Genomic DNA, 18,313 nt, shown 5'->3' on the forward strand with positions numbered 1-18,313 from the left:
CCGCTTTGTAAACGGGATTTTGCGGTGACAGGCACCTATACCAGTTCGGCAAATTGGTATAGGTGCCTGTCACCCTGCCTGAATTCCAACATTTCAAGTTTTGTACACATGTTAATTGGAGAAACTATGTTATAGTAATGATGAGAATTTTAGTACATATTAGGAGTGATTATAATGAGTGAAGCAGCAGTAACGCTTGATGGCTGGTATTGTTTACATGACTTCCGCACAGTTGACTGGACAACTTGGAAAATGGCTCCCAGCGAAGAGCGTCAGGCAGCGATCCACGAATTTATGGCCCTAGTGGACAAGTGGAATACAACACAAAGCGGGAAAAACGGCAGCCATGCCCTTTATACAATTGTCGGCCAAAAAGCTGATTTTATGATGATGATCTTAAGGCCTACAATGGAAGAGTTAAATGAAATTGAAAACGAATTCAACAAAACCAAATTAGCTGAATTCACGATTCCGGCTCATTCATATGTTTCTGTTGTCGAGCTGAGCAACTACCTGCCGGCAGGAGAAGATCCTTACCAGAATCCGCAGATCCTGGCTCGCCTTTACCCTGAGCTTCCAAAAGCGAAGCATGTCTGCTTCTATCCAATGGACAAGCGCCGCCAGGGCAATGACAACTGGTACATGCTGCCGATGGAAGACCGCCGCAATATGATGCGCAGCCATGGCATGATCGGTCGCCAGTATGCAGGAAAGGTAAAGCAGATCATCACAGGTTCAGTCGGTTTCGATGATTACGAATGGGGCGTTACCCTCTTCTCTGATGATGTTCTTCAATTTAAAAAGCTTGTTTATGAAATGCGCTTCGATGAAGTCAGTGCCCGCTACGGCGAATTCGGCTCTTTCTTCGTCGGAAACATCCTTGAAGAGGATAAAGTTGAAAAGTTCCTTCACGTTTAATCACCAAAACTCCCACTCTGCTGGGAGTTTTTCTTTTTTCACAGGTCATAAATAAACATGCCCCTTCATAGTAATGAAATAGTGAGTTTCTATTTTAAAATTCAACCCGCAGGACTTTCGACAGTCCATGGCAAAAATGCGGATAGAAATGGCTATTATAATTATTAGGAGGGAAAACATTGAGTCAATCAAATTATGGTCAATACCCTTTTTATGGTTACCAGCAGCAGCGTTACACGGACGGCACTCAAATGCCGCAAAACTTCCAGAGCCAGCCGCAGTTTCAGCCCGCTCAAACAGGCGGAACAGTTCCGGGTGCTAGCTCGGGCGGAATGTTTCCAGGTGCAGGTACAGGAGCCGGCGGCATGGGAGCACCTGCAGCTGCTCCTTCTATTCCAGGCATGCTCCCGCTTGAACAATCCTACATCGAAAATATTCTTCGCCTGAACAGAGGAAAACTCGCGACTGTTTATGCAACATTCGAAAACAATACGGAATGGAACGCTAAAATATTCAAAGGCATCATTGAAGCGGCCGGACGGGATCACTTAATTCTGAGCGACCCTCAAACAGGCCAACGTATCCTCCTTCCAATGATCTACTTAGACTATGTAACGTTTGATGAAGAAATAGAATATGAATATCCGTTTGGCGGAGGGCAAGGGATGTCGCAGTACTCTCCTAGATAATGAAAATGGAGCTTTGACACCCCGTCAAAGCTCCATTTCTATTATAGATATTTTACCGCCACAATAATCAAGAGCACCCAAGCCGCAAGGAATGAGACTCCGCCAAGCGGGGTGATGGCACCCAGCACACTGATTTTTGTTAATGTTAAAACATATAAGCTTCCTGAGAAAAGGATTATGCCGATCAGCATCAGCCAGCCTGACCAGGATAATAAAGATGTCGCCGGCAATTTGCCAAGCAGGATGCCAATAATCAAAAGGCCTGTTGCGTGGAACATCTGGTAGGTTACACCTGTTTTCCATATCTCCAAATACTTCGGCTCCACTTTTCCCTCAAGCCCATGCGCCCCGAACGCACCTAATGCAACTGCTAAAAAAGCATTAATGGCTCCAATTATAATAAATAGCTTCATAGTCCCCTGCACCTCTTATCGTTTTATTAAAAATCGAATAATGAATCGCCGTTTGCCTCATCATCCATCTGCATTCTCTTTGGCTGCATCCCTGCTGTCTGAGCCGGTGGCGGTGTATTGTATGTATGGCTAATAGAAGCGGCAGCAGACACACTTCCGGTATCCGACTCTTCCAAAACAAGCTCGCATAATGACTTGATCGCCTGCACTCTTTCTCTTATTCTGGCGTCTGAAGAGCTGCTTTTCGCTTCCAGCAATTCCTTTTCCATCTTCCCTAAAAGCCTCTGAACAGAGATATTCATTCTCTACACCTCTTTCTGTAAGAAAAGCACAAGCACCTTGTGCCCGCAGCGACCCTCAGGGATCAGGCTGCTTCCGATGTACATTCCCGAAGTTCAAAAAAATGCTGCATTCTTTTTATAAAAAATGGCCTATGTTACCGGTCATATAAAGTTTATCAGTTTTTCTTTTCAAAACGCAAACAAGGATGCCCGAAAAACTTCGAGAGAGGTCATCTGTCTGGTTTTAAGAAAAGCGGAAGCGCCTTGTCCACCCCCGACCCTCGAGGGGGTAGGCGCTGGAGCTAGACAGTTTAAACTGAAAAGCCCTGCATCCTTTTGGGTGGTTCCGGTCCCATGTAACATAGAAATATTTGCATTTAAAACAATCGATTTTCTGTGAACTCATTTATCTTTCCCTTCTCGAACAGAGCATATTTCGAGCACTTCTCTTATTCTCTTACACGAAACGGTATGTTTCACGTGAAACATGACGAATAGAATCAGAGATCATGAATCTTCCAGTCAACGGGCTCGTCCCCAAGCTCTTGTAATATCTCATTCGTCCTTGAAAATGGACTGCTGCCAAAGAACCCTTTCCTTGCCGAAAATGGACTTGGATGCGGCGATTTTATTATATAGTGTTTAGAAGCATCAACCAGAACTTCTTTTTCCTGAGCCGGTTTTCCCCATAAAATAAACACAACGGGCTTTTCCCTCTCATTCAGTTTTTGTATGACTGTGTCGGTGAAAATTTCCCACCCTTTCCCCTTATGCGAGTGCGCCTGCCCTTTCCGGACGGTCAGAACGGTATTTAAGAGCAGCACTCCTTCTTGAGCCCATTTTAATAGATAGCCATTGTTTGGCACCTCGAAGCCCAGGTCATCCTGCATTTCCTTGAATATATTTTTCAGTGATGGCGGCAGCTTTACATCAGGCTGAACCGAAAAGCTTAATCCATGTGCCTGCCCCGGCCCATGATAAGGATCCTGCCCCAATATCACTGCCTTTACGTCTTTATAAGCTGTATATTGGAGAGCATTGAAAATATCCTCCTGCCTCGGATAAATGGTTTGCTCCTCATATTCTCTTTTTAAAAATTCACGAAGATGGAGATAATAGGGTTTCTCGAATTCCTCTGCCAAAATCTCCTGCCAGTCATTTCTTAAGACTCGCTTCATCTGCCAACACTCCCTCCTCTTATTTGAAAAGTCTATATGTACTCTTACTACCCATTGGCTATCATGGCATAATCTTTCATTTTTGCATACATGTTTAAAAAATTTCAGAACGGATATGTATTAAATATAACGGCAGGACAGGCTGCCATTTAAATAAATCTGCAAATCTTTTAAGGAGGATGTTATATATGTATAAAGTTGAAGTTGTTGAAAATGGTGTACAGGCTACTGATACGATTGGACTGCTGCAAAGCCAGGGATTCAATAAGGAGAACATCTATATTTTCGCACATGATAAGGATCGTTCCGAGCACCTTTCTGACGCTACGGATACAGGTGAAGTCGGCATGAAAGAGCAGGGTTTATTCGATTCTGTCGGCAACGTATTCAAAAAGCGCGGAGATGAGCTTCGTTCAAAGTTTGAATCTGTTGGTTTAACGACAGTAGAAGCAGAACAATATGAAAAAGTTTTGGACGAAGGCAAGTTAGTTATTGTTGGTACAGACGAAGTGAAATAATTTGAAAAGCGGAGGCGCCTTGCCCACCACCGACACATCGAGGGGGTAGGCGCTGGAGCTAGACAGTATGAAAAAGCGATGAAGATTCTTCATCGCTTTTTTGTGCCCTTAAAACATCAAGACCCATAACCCAATAAGCAATACAGGGTAAAGCACATACCACCAGACTCTGGTTACATTGACTTTTGACAGGATGAAAAAAACCATTTCAGGCAGCACAATCAGACCTGCCTGAAGCCAGATGAACGTGCTGAAATGCTCCGGCGCTGTAATGCCGGCACCTGTCGCCCAGTCTCCACTATTGAATAAAAAGTAGAAAAAGTTCAGGAATGGGAGAATGATAGCGAAAAGAATCCGGCTTATATGCACGATTAAATCTGAAGGACGCTTTGTTTTATACATAGGGGTAACCGGAATGATAAAGCTGTAAAGGATCAAAACCAGCCCTATAAAATTGACCAGCAGCTGGTCAAACAAATACCCGAAAAAATACATGAATGTAATCATTGTTAACCTCTTTTGTCTTTTTGTCTTTATTTTACAAAAAAGGAAGGGGCATATATATAATGAAAAAGCACTAGTTTTCTAACCCATAATCCGCTGATAAATGGACTTCGCCTGAGCTAAATCCTTTGTTCCATGAATAAGGGCGCGTCCGTCTTTAAAGAGGACAAGGCGCTTCTCCTCCATTTCGACGGAAAGCAAATACGGATTGCCCTTCACCTGGAAGCCAAGTGCTTTCAGCTGCCGTGCGATTTCAGCGAATTCGATTTCCTGCTCCTCTGGCGGACGGATCTGAACAGTATCCCTTCCGCAGAGAACAGTGGATTTCATCATGTTTTCCGGCTGCAGATAAGGATACGTTCTTTCTGTTCCGCAAGATAAGCAGCCTTCATCTTTCGCTCTTGACACCTTCATGCTTGTGTATTGGTTTCGCCATAAATCAAAGCTGACCATAGCGGTACGCACGGCTTCCCAGTCCTCAGCCAGAATTTTCAGCGCTTCAGCTGCCTGATGGGCGACGACCATTTGCACAGCTGGGGCAATAATTCCTCCTGTATCACAGGTCATCCCCTGGATCGGAATCTTTTTCAATAAGCAATTCATGCATGGCGTTTTCCCGGGAATGATGGTCATGCTCATGCCAAAGCTGCCGACACAGGCTCCATAAATCCATGGAATATTAAATTTTTGAGAGATATCATTAATGGCCATCCTGGTTTCAAAGTTATCAGTCGAATCCAGAATCAGGTCCACCCCTTCCGCAAGCTCTTCCAGCTTTTCCGGAGTAGCATCGCCAATAATTGAGCGGATTTCGACCTCGCTATTAATCTGTTTTAGCCGTTTTTCTGCTGCTGCCGCTTTTGGCATTTTTTCTAAGGCGTCGCTTTCTGCAAAAAGCTGCTGGCGCTGCAGGTTGCTTTCCTCGACATAATCCCGGTCAATGATTGTCAGTTTGCCGGCACCTGAACGCGCCATTAATTCCGCATTTCCCGAGCCGAGAGCGCCGGCACCGACAATCACCACATGCTTGGAGCGGATTTTATCCTGACCCTCTTTTCCAATAGGCGGAAACAAAGTCTGGCGTGAATACCTTTCAGACAATGCGGCCCCTCCTCTCTTGAAGCTGCCATCATCCTCCGCTGACTGGAGGAATAAAGGCGATTGTATCTCCGTTCTGAATGACTTCATCATCTGAAGCAAATTCTTCATTCACAGCTGCCATGACTGAATCAAGCTTCAGCCCGTAATTTTCCTCAAGCATCTGTTTCAGCTCAGAGATTGTTTTGCCGCCGACATCCTTTGTCACAGACTCTTCGCCAACACGGTCCCGCAAATGGGCAAAAAACATAATTTTATTCATGTAAATCCTCCGCCTCCGGTTTTCCTTTTGGGTATGCCACTGTTTCCAGCTGGTTTCCGATCCATTCTTCGCCATCTTCCCAGTGTTCCTTTTTCCAGATCGGCACAATTTCTTTAATTCTTTCAATTGCATAGCGGTTTGCTTCATAAGCATCCGCACGGTGTGGAGTGGAAACTGCAATGACCACCGCTACATCGGTAATATCCAGTTTGCCTGTCCGGTGGGTAATTGCTACCTCTGCCCCATTCCAGCGCTCCTTTATCTCGTTTCCGATCTGCTCCAGTTTTTTCACAGCCATTGATTCATACGCTTCATATATTAAGTAAAGTGTTTTTTTGCCATGTGTCAGCTCGCGGACTGTTCCGATAAAGGTCGTAATCGCTCCCGCTTCCCGCTGCACCACTTTATCGATCACACTTTGGATATCGATCGGGTCTTTAGAAATCTCAAAATTCATGGAATCACCTCGTGTTATTTGATTTTGACATAGACAGAGCCGGAATGGAAATGAATGTACCCTTATTTTGAGACATCTTCAGCCATTTTCAGTGCCAGCTGGTATTCCTCAGGACGGTTCATGTTAAAAAAATGAGCATTCTTATATAAAAATCCCATCTCATTAAGCTGATCCTCCTTCAAGATTGCAGCATCTATTTCCTGCAGGAATTGGCGGATCCGCAGCTTATTTTCCCTCAATGCCCGTTCTGCTGCATCTTTTGCATCCTTTCGGTATGCCGCAAAAAGCGGGTGAAGCTGCCCTTCAATTTCAGGTACGGATGCCTGATGCTGATTCAGCTGTTCAAGCAGAAGCCTGGCAAGCTCCCCGGATATGAATGGCATATCGCATGCCACAATTAAATTGTTTTGTGTCCCGGATTCAGACAGGCCGGCATGAATTCCTGCAAGAGGCCCCTTCTCTTTCCAGTGGTCGCTCACAAGGGGAAGGCCAAGAAACCGATAATCCTCCTGTTTATTGGCTACGATGATGATATGGGGCAATATAGATGACAGCTGATCGGCGATTCGTTCAATAACCCTTTTGCCGCCAATTTTCAGAAGGGCTTTATTCTCCCCCATCCGGCTTGAATGCCCTCCTGCCAAAATGATGCCTGTACTGCTCATTTTCCTCACCGTCTTTCGATGTAGCATATCGTTATCTATTTATTTTACCATCTATTCCGGCTTGTTTCTTTTAAGAAGGCCGCTGGAGGTGGCAAAATTGTGACTTTGAGCAAATCAGAAATTCCATTATGTGTGGATAGACAAAGTTTATGTGCGGATAAATTTTTTTACGTGCGAATATGCTCGATTTATGTGCGCATAGCTATTTTTATGTGCGTTCAGGTAATATCGCGCTGTATTTTTGCCTGAAGGAGCGGTTAACTTAATGCTATCTGCAGTCCGTTATAGTTTTTACCCTTTTCAATTATTGTTATAATTAGAAAAAGATATCCAGCAGAATTTCAAGGAGGAATTAAGCATATGACAATGAAAAAAGTTATGACCATTGCAGGTTCGGATACAAGCGGCGGCGCGGGAATCCAGGCTGATCTTAAGACATTCCAGGAGCTTGGCGTTTACGGGATGACTGCATTAACAACAATCGTGACGATGGATCCTAATAATAACTGGAGCCACAACGTGTTCCCGATTTCTACAGACATTCTGGAAACACAGATTGAAACGATTATTTCTACAGGAATCGATGCAATGAAAACAGGCATGCTGGGTTCTGAAGAAGTGATTAAAATTGCGGCAAAGACCATTAAAGAAAACAGCCTGGACCATGTTGTCATCGACCCGGTCATGGTCTGTAAAGGCGAGGATGAGCCGATTCATCCTGAATTGAATGAAGCATTAAGAGATTTGCTTGTACCGCTTGCAACGGTAGTAACACCAAATTTATTTGAAGCATGGCAGCTGGCTAAAACAGGTCCGATCAAGACTGTGGAGGACATGAAGGAAGCAGCTGTTAAAATTCATGAACTTGGTGCGAAGTATGTATTAATCAAGGGCGGAAGCAAGCTGCAGCATGAAAAAGCCGTTGACCTTCTATATGATGGACAAGAGTTCACTCTTTATGAAAGCGAATGCGTTGAAACGACTTACACTCATGGGGCAGGCTGCACCTACTCCTCTGCGATCACAGCAGAAATCGCGAAAGGCAAGCCTGTCAAAGAAGCGGTTCAGACTGCGAAGGAATTCATTACGGCTGCTATCAACCATGGCTTCAAATTAAATGAGTATGTTGGCCCTACGATGCCTGGCGCGTACCGCAAATATGGTGCAGGCCGTCTGGAATCAGAATAAGCATGATGGAACAGAGTCCGAATGGGGCTCTGTTTTTTTGAAATTGGCGGTTTCGCGTATAAAACGGGGATTTAGCGGATATATTGATTTTTTCGCGGTTATATTTGTTTTCCCACGGATAATATAAATTTTTCGCCGTTATATCTATTTGGCAGTCTTCATTGAGATTACTTTTTCGCTTTTCATTTCTTTTTTTAGTAAGATAAACATATAAATGCCGTCTCAGACGAAGATATGAAGATAAAACGGAAGGGGGACTATAGAGTGGAACCAGCAGTGATAGAACATTTGCAAAAAGAGATCGACCGCCTTGCCAATAAAGAGGTCTTTATTCATCTGGAAACAACGAATGGGGCGTATGCTTCCCATTTTGATGAAAGCTTCTTTTCTTCAGGCGCCTATATCCGCAATGCCAAATTGGTATATGAGCATGGAAAAATCACCGGAAAAGGCCCTTACCGGGTTGGATTGAAAATGAATTTTGGCTGGGTGTATGCTGAAGGAATTACCCACTTTGAAGTCGATGAACAAGACAGGCTCCTTTTAGCCGGCCACGATTTCAGCGGCAAGCTTGCAGTCGCCCTGCAAATTAGTGAAACACCTTTTGAATAAACAGGGCTCAGAGGACATCAAATGGAAAGGAGCACGACCATGATGGAAAAGGAAAGACATGTACTCGTCATCTTCCCACATCCGGACGATGAAGCATTTGGCGTTTCAGGAACGATTTCCTTACATATCGATAACGGCACACCTGTCACCTACGCATGCCTGACGCTCGGAGAAATGGGGCGCAATATGGGTAATCCCCCTTTTGCCACCAGGGAAACTCTGCCGAAAATCCGCAAAGAAGAGCTGGAGGAAGCAGCCAGGGTTCTGGGCATCCAGGACTTAAGAATGCTGGGGTACCGGGATAAAACCGTGGAGTTTGAGGATGAAGAAAAGCTCGCGAACAGACTCGGAGTCATCATTGGTGAGACCAACCCTTCCCTCATCATCACGTTCTATCCGGGATACGCTGTGCACCCGGATCATGACGCAACAGGCGCTGCTGTGATCCGTGCCGTAAAAGAGCTGCCTGCTGACAAGCGTCCGAAGGTTCACTGTGTCGCATTCGCCAATAACTGCGAGGAAGAAATCGGCCAGGCTGATATTGTCAATGACGTCAGTGCGGTTGCAGACAGGAAAGTTGCAGCCATCAAGGCGCATGCCTCACAGACACAGCTGATGGCAGCGAATATGGAAGAAAGCATTAAAAAGCAAGAGCCTGAAGTATTGGCCAGAATGTATAAAGAGCGTTTTTGGACCTATAAATTCTAAAAATAGAATACGCCGCCTCTGCTGTCAGAGCGGCTTTTTTATGTTTGTTTTTTCTGAATATTAACTACTTTCTGCCCATGAGCTTTCCCTATGATGATGTTAGAATTTACTTAAGTTTCTGCAAGCGGTTTCATTTACTTTTTAGTGCAATCGATTGCACTACTTCTACTCAAGCAATTATAGGGAGGGAATTTTATGGGCAGATATAGGAAAGCTGGCATCTTGATCATGCTGCTAAGCCTGATTCTCAGTTTATTCACAGGAATTCACCCGCATTCATCCTCTGCCAGCTCAGGCGAAAGCCCTGTTGTGGACGGGAGTCAGGTTACTTTCTCCTATCAGGGAGAAGCTCAGCAGGTTCGGGTTGCCGGAAGTTTTACCGATTGGCAAAATAAAGCGTTAGCAATGACGAAAGGCGCAAACAATATTTGGACAAAGACTATTCATTTGTCACCTGGAGTCTATGAATATAAATTTATTCTGGATGAAGACAATTGGATTACAGACCCGGCAAACAGCAGGACTGCAAATGGAAACAGCTTACTGGCTATTAGCGGATTAACAACTGAAATGCCTGCTGAAGCTGTAAAAGACACCATGATTCCTCTTTCGGCCAAACTAGTACATAGCAACGGCACTATTGAAGATGTGCAGCCATCCTGGAAATTAAAAACTGAGGCAGATGGCGTTGAGGTAAAAAATAATCAGCTGGCAATCTCTGATTCTGCTGAAGCAGGAAGCGTAACTGTCATTGGCGAATTCATTGGCTATACACTGGAGCATAGCTTCAGCATTATCGGTCAAATGAATAGCTATACAATAAACTACTGGCGCAATGACGGCGAGCAGTTCAATTGGGATCTATGGGCATGGGAGGATGAAAAAAGCGGCAAGGCTTACCCATTTACTAACCGGACAGAAGGATTTGCCCAAGCTGAGATTTCCGTTCCTTCGAGTAAAATCCATGTCATTCCCCGTCCCGGAAACTGGGATACTCAGGATGTTTCCAGAACCATTACCATGCCTGATGGCCAAAATGAGGCAGAAGTATGGCTCGCTGAGGGCGACCAAACCGTTTATTACTCAAAAGAGGAATTTGACGATCGGAATGCTGAAGATAACCGTCGTTTTATTGAGTTTACGTATGTAAGAGACCATCACGATTATGAAGGCTGGAACATTTGGACCTGGCAGACTGGCATAAAGGATGGGCAGGCAGATTTTACCGAAGTCAATGACAAGGGGGCTGTTGCATTGATTGAAATTGGCCAGCAGACTGAGCAAATGGGATTTGTGCTTCGCAAAGGAACAGGCTGGGATCAAAAGGATCCTTATGGTGCCGACCGCTATATTAAAACAGGGAATGACAAGTACACCAAGGTTATTGTCAAAAGCGGCCAGAGTGAATTCTATCAGGTCCCTTCTATTACGGGTCCTCTCCTGAACAATGGCAGTCTTACTCTTTATTTTAGAGATCCGGAGCTGTTCAAACAGGGAAAAATGGATTCGATTGAAAAGGTTCAGGCAAACTTGAATGGACAGATTTATGATATGCAGTATTCCCTTAAGGAAGAACGTTTCTTTGTGACGATTGATCACTTAAAAGAAGGCACATACGAGTACTCTTTCCTTGTTACTAGAGATGGAGAGACTTCGGAAATGAAAGATCCTTTTAATGAGAAGTCATCCATCACCTATAAAAACCCAGCAGCAGAGATCAGAACTGACGTGAATCCAAATAAAGTTTCATACAATGAAAATGCCGTTTTGTCTATTGAAACAATACTTTCAGATCCTGAGGTACCTATTAAAGAAGCTTACGCTGACCTATCTGCTATCGGCGGAAGCAGCAAAGTCAGTATTGACCCGGCATTAAATGCACACACCATTTCCATTGATCAATCTGTAACGGCAGGCATTAAGAAGCTGCCGATCACAGTGATTGATGAATATGGGAATTTTCATGAGGGAGAAGCTTCCGTTGAAGTCAAAACCCGCACCTTCAGCGGCAAAAAGGAGGATTTTGATTGGGATGAAGCACGCATTTACTTTATGCTGACAGATCGCTTTAACAATGGAGATTCTTCCAACGATGATCCAAACCATTCAGATTATGATACCACTCATCTTGAAACCTATCATGGCGGGGATTTCCGGGGTGTGATTGAAAGACTGGATTATCTCGAGGACCTTGGCATTAACACGATTTGGATTACGCCGATCGTCGACAACATCAATTGGGACCTGCGCCACGATAAAGAGGGAAACCAATATGGCTATCATGGCTACTGGGCAAAGGATTTTACAAAATTGGATGAGCATCTTGGGGACATTAAGACATTCCAGGAGCTTTTGGAAAAAGCGCATGACCGCGGCATAAAAGTGATGGTGGATGTGGTACTGAACCATACCGGATATGGATTAAAGGAAAACGATCCCTCCATTGGGCTTGGAATTCCCAACTTCCCTTCTGATGCTGACCGTGAGCGCTTTGCCGGCATGCTGCGGGATGGAGGAAATGATGCCATCCGCGGCGAGCTTGCCGGATTGCCTGATTTTAAAACGGAGGAAGAAGATGTCCGCAGACAAATTATTGACTGGCAGACAGACTGGCTTGAAAAAGCAAGAACTGACCGCGGGGATACGATTGACTACTTCCGTGTGGATACCGTTAAACACGTGGAGCACACAACATGGAAAGCATTTAAAAATGCCCTGACTGAAATCAGGCCTGACTTTAAAATCATCGGCGAATATTACGGCGGCCATACCGATGAACATGGAGGCTTTCTGAACAGCGGCGAAATGGACTCCATCCTCGATTTTGATTTTAAACATACCGCTGCTGATTTCATTAACGGCAAAATCGACGCAGCTGAAGCAAAATTACAGGCTCGAAATGATAAGCTCTCAAATACGGCAGCTCTTGGCCAATTTTTAAGCAGTCATGATGAAGACGGCTTCCTGATTACAAGTGCGGGCAATGATTGGGGCAAAATGAAAATCGCCTCTGCCCTCCAAATAACAGCAAAGGGACAGCCAGTTATCTATTATGGGGAAGAAATCGGGCTTTCCGGCAAACATGCAGGAGATATGGATAAAGGAGAGTTTAATGAAAACCGCTATGACTTTGACTGGTCCCTAATCGGAAATGACATGCACAAGCACTACCGGAAGCTCCTTAACATCCGGAAGGATTACTCGGCAGTGTTTTCAAAAGGTACACACGAAAAGCTCGCAGGCAGTGACGCTGACGAGTATCTAGTCTTTAACCGCTCCTATAACGGCATAAATGCTGTTGTAGGCATAAACACTATGACGGATAAAAAGAAAGTAACAGTAAAAGTCCCATTTGCCGCCGGCAGCAAGGTCATTGACCAATATTCCGGAAAGAAATATTCAGTGGACAAAAATCAGCAGATTAAAGTCAAACTGCCCGGCAGAAATGAGGGCGGTACGGTCATTCTAGTTTTGGATGAAAAAAGGGATTAATAAGTCAGGGAGCCTCTCTAATGGAGAGGCTCCCTGTTTTCCTTTTAGCTCCAGGTAAGCTTAGCAAGTTTCATCATCACACGACGAAAACCGTTAAGAAACTGCTCCCATGATGTGTCGGGGGATAGTCAAGGCGCCTTGCGCTCTTCTTATTTCTCCATCATTTCCTTCAAATACTGAAGCTGGCTTCCGTCTTCCCGCTTCACAATATTCACGATGAAACGCTTCGTTAATTTGGCGACAAGGCCGCTGGTTTTGACGCTTGCTTCCATCTCCACCTGCGTTCCTTCTTCTATTTCATGAAAATCATATTTATATTCTGTTATCAATCCATTGGCATTGCTGCGGGTGGTATAGGATCTGTCCTGTTCAAAATCAATGATTTCAATATCTGCACTGATTTTTTTCCCTCTGACCATGCGGGTTTCAATGAACTTTGTTCCTTTTCCGATCTCGCCCTCGGTCTGTTTTTCCACTTTCACAACAAACGGCATGAGTTCAGGGACATTTTCCATTTTAATCATATAATCAAATACTTCATGTACAGGTTTATTGATAATCTCACTGGAACGAAAATCAGCCATGCTTTGCACCTCAGAGTAATAGATTCTATGACTCTATTATATAACAAAAAAGCCGGGCTGACTAAGAAAAGCGGAAGCGCGAACACAGGCTAAGAACGCTGCGTCCTCCCAAAAGCTAGCGCTTTTAATGTGAGATGATAAAGCAGTCGAAGCATTCCTTGTGGAGCAAAACATTCTTGAATTTTAAATTTGTACTTGCTCACCTTAAAAGTAACTTGCCCTTACAGCCTCTGATGGTAAAGGGAGCAAAATTTGCACCAGTCCACAATGACGATTTTTCTGCCTGTAATCTCGATGATTCCTTCTTTTTTCAGTCTGGAAAAAACCCGGCTGACACTTTCCCGGGATGTTCCGACAAGGGTGGAGAATTCCTGGACGGTTATGGGAAGCTCAAGATGCATCCGATTACAGTGGTTGGCGCCGAATTTTTCCGCGAGTCTTTCCAATGTCCGGACTGTCTTTGTATACACATCAAGCAGGGCGATGTCCCTCAGAATGGAGGTCATATCACGCAGCGATTCACTCATATAGCGGATAATCTGAACAGCCATTTCCGGTGAATACAAGAGCTCCTGTTCCAGATCATCCGTTTTCAGAAAGTAGATTTCACCATCCTGAACCATTGTACCCGTCGCAGGATAGAATTGGCCCGTCTGGTTAAAAAGGTTGGCTTCTGCAAAAATCTCGCCTTTTTTCTTAATGCAGATAATGAGTTCGTTGCCATGTTCATCCTGTTTCGTCAGCTTCACAATGCCGGAATGAACAAAGTAAACTCCTTTGGCGACTTCATATTCAGACATAATTCTTTCGCCTTTTAAATAAGCTTTCTTAATAATTCGTTTATCGATCAGCAGTATGGATTCACTGGGGAGTTCTTTAAAGATTTCAATCTTGCCTAAAAATTCATCGATTAACGGCCTATGATCCTGCTTTTCATATTCCATTCCCATCCCCCGCTTTTACTATTCTATTAGAAATATTTTAGCTAACATGAGTTCGGGAAGTAGTGACTTAACTCACAAAAGCCTGCTCATACTTAAAGTTCCTGTATTACTGAAAATAATGAGTGATTACTCACTTTACAAACAGGCTGTATTTCGATTATTATTTATGTGAGTGATTACTCACTTTTTAAAAAGGAGTGAACTGATGAAAAGTCCAATTGTTTCCATTCAAAGTGTATCCAAGATTTATGGAAAGCACCAGGTTTTAAAAGACATTAGCCTTGAGATTTACGAGGGCGAAATTTTTGGCCTGCTCGGTCCATCTGGAGCCGGCAAGACGACGCTTGTTAAACAGCTGGCAGGACTTGAGGTGCCATCACAGGGGGAAAACTATATTTTCAGCGAAAAAATGCCCCAGCTGAACTTGATTAAAAGAATTGGCTATATGGCACAATCCGACGCCCTATACACCGAATTAACAGCAAAGGAAAATCTTGATTTTTTCGCAGCACTGTATGGATTAAAAGGAAAAGAAAAAAAGCAGCGGATGAATGAGGTCATGGAAATTGTTTCGTTAACGGATCATCTCGGCAAGCTGGTTTCCGATTATTCAGGGGGTATGAAAAGAAGACTTTCCCTTGCCATCTCCCTTTTGCATAGTCCCGGTCTCCTCATCCTGGATGAACCTACGGTAGGAATCGATCCTGTCCTCAGAAAAAGCATTTGGGAATCTTTTAACAGCCTGAAGGAGAATGGAACGACCATCCTGGTGACGACTCATGTCATGGATGAAGCGGGAAAGTGCGACAGGCTGGGCATGATTAGAGACGGAGGGCTCATTGCAGCTGGAACACCGGAAGAATTAATGCAGCAAACCAGCTCTGCCAATATTGAAGATGCCTTCCTGGCATATGGAGGTGCTTAATATGAGGATCATGGCCCTGGTTATACGGATACTCCGCCAGATTGTAAGAGATAAACGGACGATGGCTCTATTGATCTTCGCCCCTATCCTCGTCCTGACTATGCTTCACCTTGTGTTTAACGGAGATGAATATTCGCCTGAAATTGGCCTCGTTGATATTCCTGAAAAGCTGGAGGCTCAGCTTAATCTTGAAAATGCCAAACTCAAACACTATGAAACAGAGAAGCTGGCAGAAAATGATTTATCAGACAAAAAGCTGGATGCATATCTGATATTTGATAAGATGCCGCCATCATTGGTTTTGGAAGGAAGCGACCCGAGTGTAAACGGAGCTGTGGTGAGATGGGTTCAGGAGGCATTGAAGCCATTGCAGCAAAATGGCATGAATCAGGAAATAAAGATCGATTATTTATTCGGCTCGGGCGACATGGGGCAGTTTGATTATTTCGGCCCGGTGCTGCTGGGATTCTTTGTTTTTTTCTTTGTATTCCTGATTGCCGGTGTTTCCTTTTTGAGAGAAAGAACAACTGGTACGCTTGAGCGGCTCTTGACCAGTCCGCTTCGGAGGTGGGAAATTGTTGCGGGATATATCATGGGATTTGGGATTTTCACCATGATCCAGGCTGCCATCATCGCCTGGTATGCAATCTATGTGCTTGGCATGCTGATGGAAGGATCTTTTGGCTATGTCCTGCTCATCACACTGCTTCTTTCGCTGACTGCATTGACTCTGGGAATCCTGCTGTCTTCTTTTGCCAATAACGAGCTGCAGATGATTCAATTCATCCCGCTTATTGTGGTTCCCCAGATCTTTTTCTCGGGGTTATTCAATCTGGAGACTATATCAGAGTGGCTAAGCTGGATCGGCCCTTTTACGCCTTTGTATTACGCTGCTGAAGCATTAAGAAATGTAATGGTGAGAGGCTTTGGATGGGAAATGATTTATAAAGATCTGCTTATGCTGCTCGCGTTCTCCTTCCTCTTTATGATATTGAATATCGCTGCTCTAAGACGGTACCGGAAAATTTAAAATTTCTTTTTGCAATTTCATTCCTTTATAATAATGCTATAGATTTTGCACGTATAAAGGAGTTAACCATGCCAGAGCAGGATTCCATTTTAGAAGAGTTATTTCAGGAAGAAGAAAAACTTACGGAGAAGCAGAAGAAAATTATCATGGCTGCGATTGAATCGTTTTCCGAAAAAGGATTTGCAGCCACTTCGACAAGCGAAATCGCCAAGAAGGCTGGAGTGGCCGAAGGAACAATCTTCAGACACTATAAAACAAAAAAGGATTTACTGATGGGGATTGTTTCCCCTATGATGGCAAAGCTGATTGCTCCCTTTGTCATCAAGGATCTTTACAAAGTAATTGATCATAAATACGAGCGGTATGAAGATTTTTTAAGGGCTATGATGGAGAATCGGATTGAATTTCTTAAAAACAATGCCTCTTTGATAAAAATTCTTATACAGGAAATTCCGTTTCACCCGGAACTGAAGGAACAATTTAAAGAGCATATTGCCATGAAGGTGTTTGAACGCTTTGCCGGATTGGTCGAATACTATCAAAAAAAAGGCCAGATTATTGAGATTCCAGCCTACAGCGCAGTAAGAATGACCTTTACTTCCATTTTCGGCTATTTAATTGCGAGGTATTTACTCTTGCCTGAAGCCAATTGGGATGATGAAAAGGAAACCGAACGGACCATTCAATTTATTATGCACGGCCTTTCAGCCAAAGACTAAAGCCTGGCACTGCTGCCAGGCTCTTTTTATATATCCAATAACCGAATTTGATAAAGTTTGTCATCCTTATCAAGCGGATTGCCGCGTCCGTCCGTATTGTTGCTGATAAAATATAGCACATCTCCTTCAATAAAGACGTCCCGGATTCTTCCTAAGTTAGAAACCATTTTCCTGACTTTCTTTGTTTCCAGATCAAATTCAAGAACGGCACTGCCTCTTAAGGCGGCAGTGTAAAGCTTGCCTTTATAATAGGCCATCCCGGAAGGAGCCCAGGTTTCATCATCACCGGAGGTAAACAGCGGCGATTCCATGCCCTCCTTCGTTTCATTCCCTTTTATGACGGGCCATCCGTAATTTTTACCGGGAAGGATCTTATTTATTTCATCATTGGCCGATGGACCGTGCTCACTTTCATATAAAGTCCCATCCTCAGCCCATGCCAGCCCCTGCGGATTGCGGTGGCCGTAACTATAAATATAGGATCCGCTGAAAGGATTATCCCCCGGGACGCTTCCATCCAAATTCATTCTTAGGATTTTTCCTCCCAGAGAATTCACATCCTGAGCAATTTCAGGATCAGTGGCAGCATCGCCTGCAGTAGCATAAAGCTTTCCGTCAGGGCCAATTTCAAGCCGGCCTCCGTGGTGGAACTGCCCGCTCGGGATTTTATCGAGCAAAAGCTTCTCCTCTTTCCACGTTCCTTCTTGAAGCCTGAGAGTCACTATACGATTAAACTGACCTGAGGTGTTTTCATAGGTGTAATAGGCATATGCTTCGTTTGATTGTGAAAAATCAGGTGCCAGCACAAATCCAAGCAAGCCAGCTTCGGAAGCAGTAGAAAGTTTTTTCGCAAGCTCAACCTGTTGACGTTCTTTCTTGCCATCCTCCACTTTTACAATGCTGCCCTGTCTTTCCGTCATGTAAAAGGTTTCGCCTGTTCTGGCAATGGACCAGGGAATATCAAGCTCATCTGCCAGTATTTTTGGCTCTTCACCGGCAGGAAGGCTGGCCTCCTGATCCTCAACCTGTTTCCCGCTATCATTCTCGCCGGTACTTGAGCAGCCAGTCAGCAGACCAAAAACCAGCAAACCTGCACCTAACACCTTTTTCATCCAGCTTTCATCCCCC

The 18,313-nt window shown here is 44.2% G+C and carries 21 protein-coding genes; 10 read left to right on the forward strand and 11 right to left on the reverse strand.

Going from position 1 to position 18,313, the window contains the following annotated elements; genetic code table 11:
- The first annotated feature begins 174 nt into the window (after window positions 1-174).
- Together hemQ and gerQ are read left to right on the forward strand one after the other, a co-directional pair.
- Window positions 175-918 (forward strand): hydrogen peroxide-dependent heme synthase, encoded by a 744-nt coding sequence (gene hemQ, locus JI665_RS16230; protein WP_009332332.1) that lies wholly within the window; start codon window positions 175-177, stop codon window positions 916-918.
- Between the two features lie 179 nt (window positions 919-1,097).
- Window positions 1,098-1,607, forward strand: coding sequence for a spore coat protein GerQ (gene gerQ / locus JI665_RS16235; protein WP_206840840.1), 510 nt, complete (start codon window positions 1,098-1,100; stop codon window positions 1,605-1,607).
- 41 nt (window positions 1,608-1,648) lie between these two features.
- Here gerQ and JI665_RS16240 read toward each other — a convergent pair whose 3' ends face one another.
- The 3 genes from JI665_RS16240 to JI665_RS16250 all read right to left on the reverse strand — a co-directional run bounded on the left by JI665_RS16240 (window position 1,649) and on the right by JI665_RS16250 (window position 3,479).
- Window positions 1,649-2,020 carry a DUF423 domain-containing protein gene (locus tag JI665_RS16240; RefSeq protein WP_206840842.1) on the reverse strand — a complete coding sequence of 124 codons (372 nt, stop codon included), beginning with the start codon at window positions 2,018-2,020 and terminating at the stop codon, window positions 1,649-1,651.
- 26 nt (window positions 2,021-2,046) lie between these two features.
- On the reverse strand, window positions 2,047-2,322 hold the full coding sequence (locus JI665_RS16245; RefSeq protein WP_206840844.1) for a YwdI family protein: 276 nt from the start codon (window positions 2,320-2,322) through the stop codon (window positions 2,047-2,049).
- A 479-nt stretch (window positions 2,323-2,801) separates the two neighbouring features.
- Entirely contained in the window at window positions 2,802-3,479 is a 678-nt protein-coding gene (locus JI665_RS16250) for a uracil-DNA glycosylase (protein ID WP_206840846.1), read from the reverse strand.
- Between the two features lie 188 nt (window positions 3,480-3,667).
- Between JI665_RS16250 and JI665_RS16255 the strand changes: the two genes are divergently transcribed.
- Window positions 3,668-3,997, forward strand: coding sequence for a general stress protein (locus tag JI665_RS16255; RefSeq protein WP_206840847.1), 330 nt, complete (start codon window positions 3,668-3,670; stop codon window positions 3,995-3,997).
- A 108-nt stretch (window positions 3,998-4,105) separates the two neighbouring features.
- On the opposite strand, the gene JI665_RS16260 is transcribed toward JI665_RS16255, so the two are convergent.
- From JI665_RS16260 to mobA, 5 genes are all read right to left on the reverse strand, one after another.
- Complete coding sequence (locus JI665_RS16260) at window positions 4,106-4,504, reverse strand: hypothetical protein (RefSeq protein WP_206840849.1); 399 nt, start codon at window positions 4,502-4,504, stop codon at window positions 4,106-4,108.
- 78 nt (window positions 4,505-4,582) lie between these two features.
- The gene (locus JI665_RS16265) at window positions 4,583-5,602 is read right to left on the reverse strand and encodes a thiazole biosynthesis adenylyltransferase ThiF (RefSeq protein WP_206840851.1); all 1,020 of its coding nucleotides are present in this window, start codon (window positions 5,600-5,602) and stop codon (window positions 4,583-4,585) included.
- Between the two features lie 28 nt (window positions 5,603-5,630).
- Window positions 5,631-5,861, reverse strand: a complete 231-nt coding sequence (moaD, locus tag JI665_RS16270) for a molybdopterin converting factor subunit 1 (protein ID WP_206840853.1) — start codon at window positions 5,859-5,861, stop codon at window positions 5,631-5,633.
- Window positions 5,854-6,318, reverse strand: a complete 465-nt coding sequence (locus tag JI665_RS16275; protein WP_206840855.1) for a molybdenum cofactor biosynthesis protein MoaE — start codon at window positions 6,316-6,318, stop codon at window positions 5,854-5,856. Before JI665_RS16275 ends, moaD begins: the two co-directional genes overlap by 8 nt.
- 62 nt (window positions 6,319-6,380) lie before the next feature.
- On the reverse strand, window positions 6,381-6,983 hold the full coding sequence (mobA, locus tag JI665_RS16280; protein WP_206840857.1) for a molybdenum cofactor guanylyltransferase: 603 nt from the start codon (window positions 6,981-6,983) through the stop codon (window positions 6,381-6,383).
- 360 nt (window positions 6,984-7,343) lie between these two features.
- On the opposite strand from mobA, the gene pdxK reads away from it, so the two are divergent.
- The 4 genes from pdxK (at window position 7,344) to JI665_RS16300 (ending at window position 12,983) form a co-directional block, all read left to right on the forward strand.
- Window positions 7,344-8,171 carry a pyridoxine/pyridoxal/pyridoxamine kinase gene (gene pdxK, locus JI665_RS16285; RefSeq protein WP_206840859.1) on the forward strand — a complete coding sequence of 276 codons (828 nt, stop codon included), beginning with the start codon at window positions 7,344-7,346 and terminating at the stop codon, window positions 8,169-8,171.
- Window positions 8,172-8,405: 234 nt separating this feature from the next.
- Window positions 8,406-8,783: a YojF family protein gene (locus tag JI665_RS16290; RefSeq protein ID WP_211202591.1), complete on the forward strand. Its 378-nt coding sequence runs from the start codon at window positions 8,406-8,408 to the stop codon at window positions 8,781-8,783.
- Window positions 8,784-8,825: 42 nt separating this feature from the next.
- Window positions 8,826-9,491, forward strand: a complete 666-nt coding sequence (gene bshB2 / locus JI665_RS16295) for a bacillithiol biosynthesis deacetylase BshB2 (protein ID WP_206841078.1) — start codon at window positions 8,826-8,828, stop codon at window positions 9,489-9,491.
- Window positions 9,492-9,686: 195 nt separating this feature from the next.
- Complete coding sequence (locus JI665_RS16300; protein WP_206840863.1) at window positions 9,687-12,983, forward strand: alpha-amylase family glycosyl hydrolase; 3,297 nt, start codon at window positions 9,687-9,689, stop codon at window positions 12,981-12,983.
- A gap of 149 nt (window positions 12,984-13,132) precedes the next feature.
- Here JI665_RS16300 and JI665_RS16305 read toward each other — a convergent pair whose 3' ends face one another.
- Together JI665_RS16305 and JI665_RS16310 are read right to left on the reverse strand one after the other, a co-directional pair.
- Complete coding sequence (locus tag JI665_RS16305) at window positions 13,133-13,567, reverse strand: SRPBCC family protein (RefSeq protein WP_206840865.1); 435 nt, start codon at window positions 13,565-13,567, stop codon at window positions 13,133-13,135.
- Window positions 13,568-13,788: 221 nt separating this feature from the next.
- Entirely contained in the window at window positions 13,789-14,511 is a 723-nt protein-coding gene (locus JI665_RS16310; RefSeq protein ID WP_206840867.1) for a Crp/Fnr family transcriptional regulator, read from the reverse strand.
- Window positions 14,512-14,716: 205 nt separating this feature from the next.
- On the opposite strand from JI665_RS16310, the gene JI665_RS16315 reads away from it, so the two are divergent.
- From JI665_RS16315 to JI665_RS16325, 3 genes are all read left to right on the forward strand, one after another.
- Window positions 14,717-15,436, forward strand: coding sequence for an ABC transporter ATP-binding protein (locus tag JI665_RS16315; protein ID WP_206840872.1), 720 nt, complete (start codon window positions 14,717-14,719; stop codon window positions 15,434-15,436).
- A 1-nt stretch (window position 15,437) separates the two neighbouring features.
- Window positions 15,438-16,466, forward strand: a complete 1,029-nt coding sequence (locus tag JI665_RS16320) for an ABC transporter permease (protein ID WP_206840874.1) — start codon at window positions 15,438-15,440, stop codon at window positions 16,464-16,466.
- Between the two features lie 68 nt (window positions 16,467-16,534).
- Window positions 16,535-17,185 carry a TetR/AcrR family transcriptional regulator gene (locus JI665_RS16325; protein WP_206840876.1) on the forward strand — a complete coding sequence of 217 codons (651 nt, stop codon included), beginning with the start codon at window positions 16,535-16,537 and terminating at the stop codon, window positions 17,183-17,185.
- Window positions 17,186-17,211: 26 nt separating this feature from the next.
- Here the strand turns inward: JI665_RS16325 and JI665_RS16330 are convergent, their stop codons facing one another.
- Window positions 17,212-18,297 (reverse strand): PQQ-dependent sugar dehydrogenase, encoded by a 1,086-nt coding sequence (locus JI665_RS16330; protein ID WP_206840878.1) that lies wholly within the window; start codon window positions 18,295-18,297, stop codon window positions 17,212-17,214.
- Window positions 18,298-18,313 lie beyond the last annotated feature (16 nt).

The sequence above is a fragment of the Bacillus sp. NTK034 genome (genome assembly GCF_017303275.1).
Classification (GTDB): Bacteria; Bacillota; Bacilli; order Bacillales; family Cytobacillaceae; genus Cytobacillus.

Excerpts from the sequence above, each read along its gene's own strand:
- hemQ (WP_009332332.1), top strand. The coding sequence starts at position 175 with ATGAGTGAAGCAGCAGTAACGCTTGATGGCTGGTATTGTTTACATGAC.
- JI665_RS16240 (WP_206840842.1), bottom strand. The coding sequence starts at position 2,020 with ATGAAGCTATTTATTATAATTGGAGCCATTAATGCTTTTTTAGCAGTT.
- JI665_RS16245 (WP_206840844.1), bottom strand. The coding sequence starts at position 2,322 with ATGAATATCTCTGTTCAGAGGCTTTTAGGGAAGATGGAAAAGGAATTG.
- JI665_RS16250 (WP_206840846.1), bottom strand. The coding sequence starts at position 3,479 with ATGAAGCGAGTCTTAAGAAATGACTGGCAGGAGATTTTGGCAGAGGAA.
- JI665_RS16255 (WP_206840847.1), top strand. The coding sequence starts at position 3,668 with ATGTATAAAGTTGAAGTTGTTGAAAATGGTGTACAGGCTACTGATACG.
- JI665_RS16260 (WP_206840849.1), bottom strand. The coding sequence starts at position 4,504 with ATGATTACATTCATGTATTTTTTCGGGTATTTGTTTGACCAGCTGCTG.
- moaD (WP_206840853.1), bottom strand. The coding sequence starts at position 5,861 with ATGAATAAAATTATGTTTTTTGCCCATTTGCGGGACCGTGTTGGCGAA.
- JI665_RS16275 (WP_206840855.1), bottom strand. The coding sequence starts at position 6,318 with ATGAATTTTGAGATTTCTAAAGACCCGATCGATATCCAAAGTGTGATC.
- mobA (WP_206840857.1), bottom strand. The coding sequence starts at position 6,983 with ATGAGCAGTACAGGCATCATTTTGGCAGGAGGGCATTCAAGCCGGATG.
- pdxK (WP_206840859.1), top strand. The coding sequence starts at position 7,344 with ATGACAATGAAAAAAGTTATGACCATTGCAGGTTCGGATACAAGCGGC.
- JI665_RS16290 (WP_211202591.1), top strand. The coding sequence starts at position 8,406 with ATGAAGATAAAACGGAAGGGGGACTATAGAGTGGAACCAGCAGTGATA.
- bshB2 (WP_206841078.1), top strand. The coding sequence starts at position 8,826 with ATGGAAAAGGAAAGACATGTACTCGTCATCTTCCCACATCCGGACGAT.
- JI665_RS16300 (WP_206840863.1), top strand. The coding sequence starts at position 9,687 with ATGGGCAGATATAGGAAAGCTGGCATCTTGATCATGCTGCTAAGCCTG.
- JI665_RS16305 (WP_206840865.1), bottom strand. The coding sequence starts at position 13,567 with ATGGCTGATTTTCGTTCCAGTGAGATTATCAATAAACCTGTACATGAA.
- JI665_RS16310 (WP_206840867.1), bottom strand. The coding sequence starts at position 14,511 with ATGGAATATGAAAAGCAGGATCATAGGCCGTTAATCGATGAATTTTTA.
- JI665_RS16315 (WP_206840872.1), top strand. The coding sequence starts at position 14,717 with ATGAAAAGTCCAATTGTTTCCATTCAAAGTGTATCCAAGATTTATGGA.
- JI665_RS16320 (WP_206840874.1), top strand. The coding sequence starts at position 15,438 with ATGAGGATCATGGCCCTGGTTATACGGATACTCCGCCAGATTGTAAGA.
- JI665_RS16325 (WP_206840876.1), top strand. The coding sequence starts at position 16,535 with ATGCCAGAGCAGGATTCCATTTTAGAAGAGTTATTTCAGGAAGAAGAA.
- JI665_RS16330 (WP_206840878.1), bottom strand. The coding sequence starts at position 18,297 with ATGAAAAAGGTGTTAGGTGCAGGTTTGCTGGTTTTTGGTCTGCTGACT.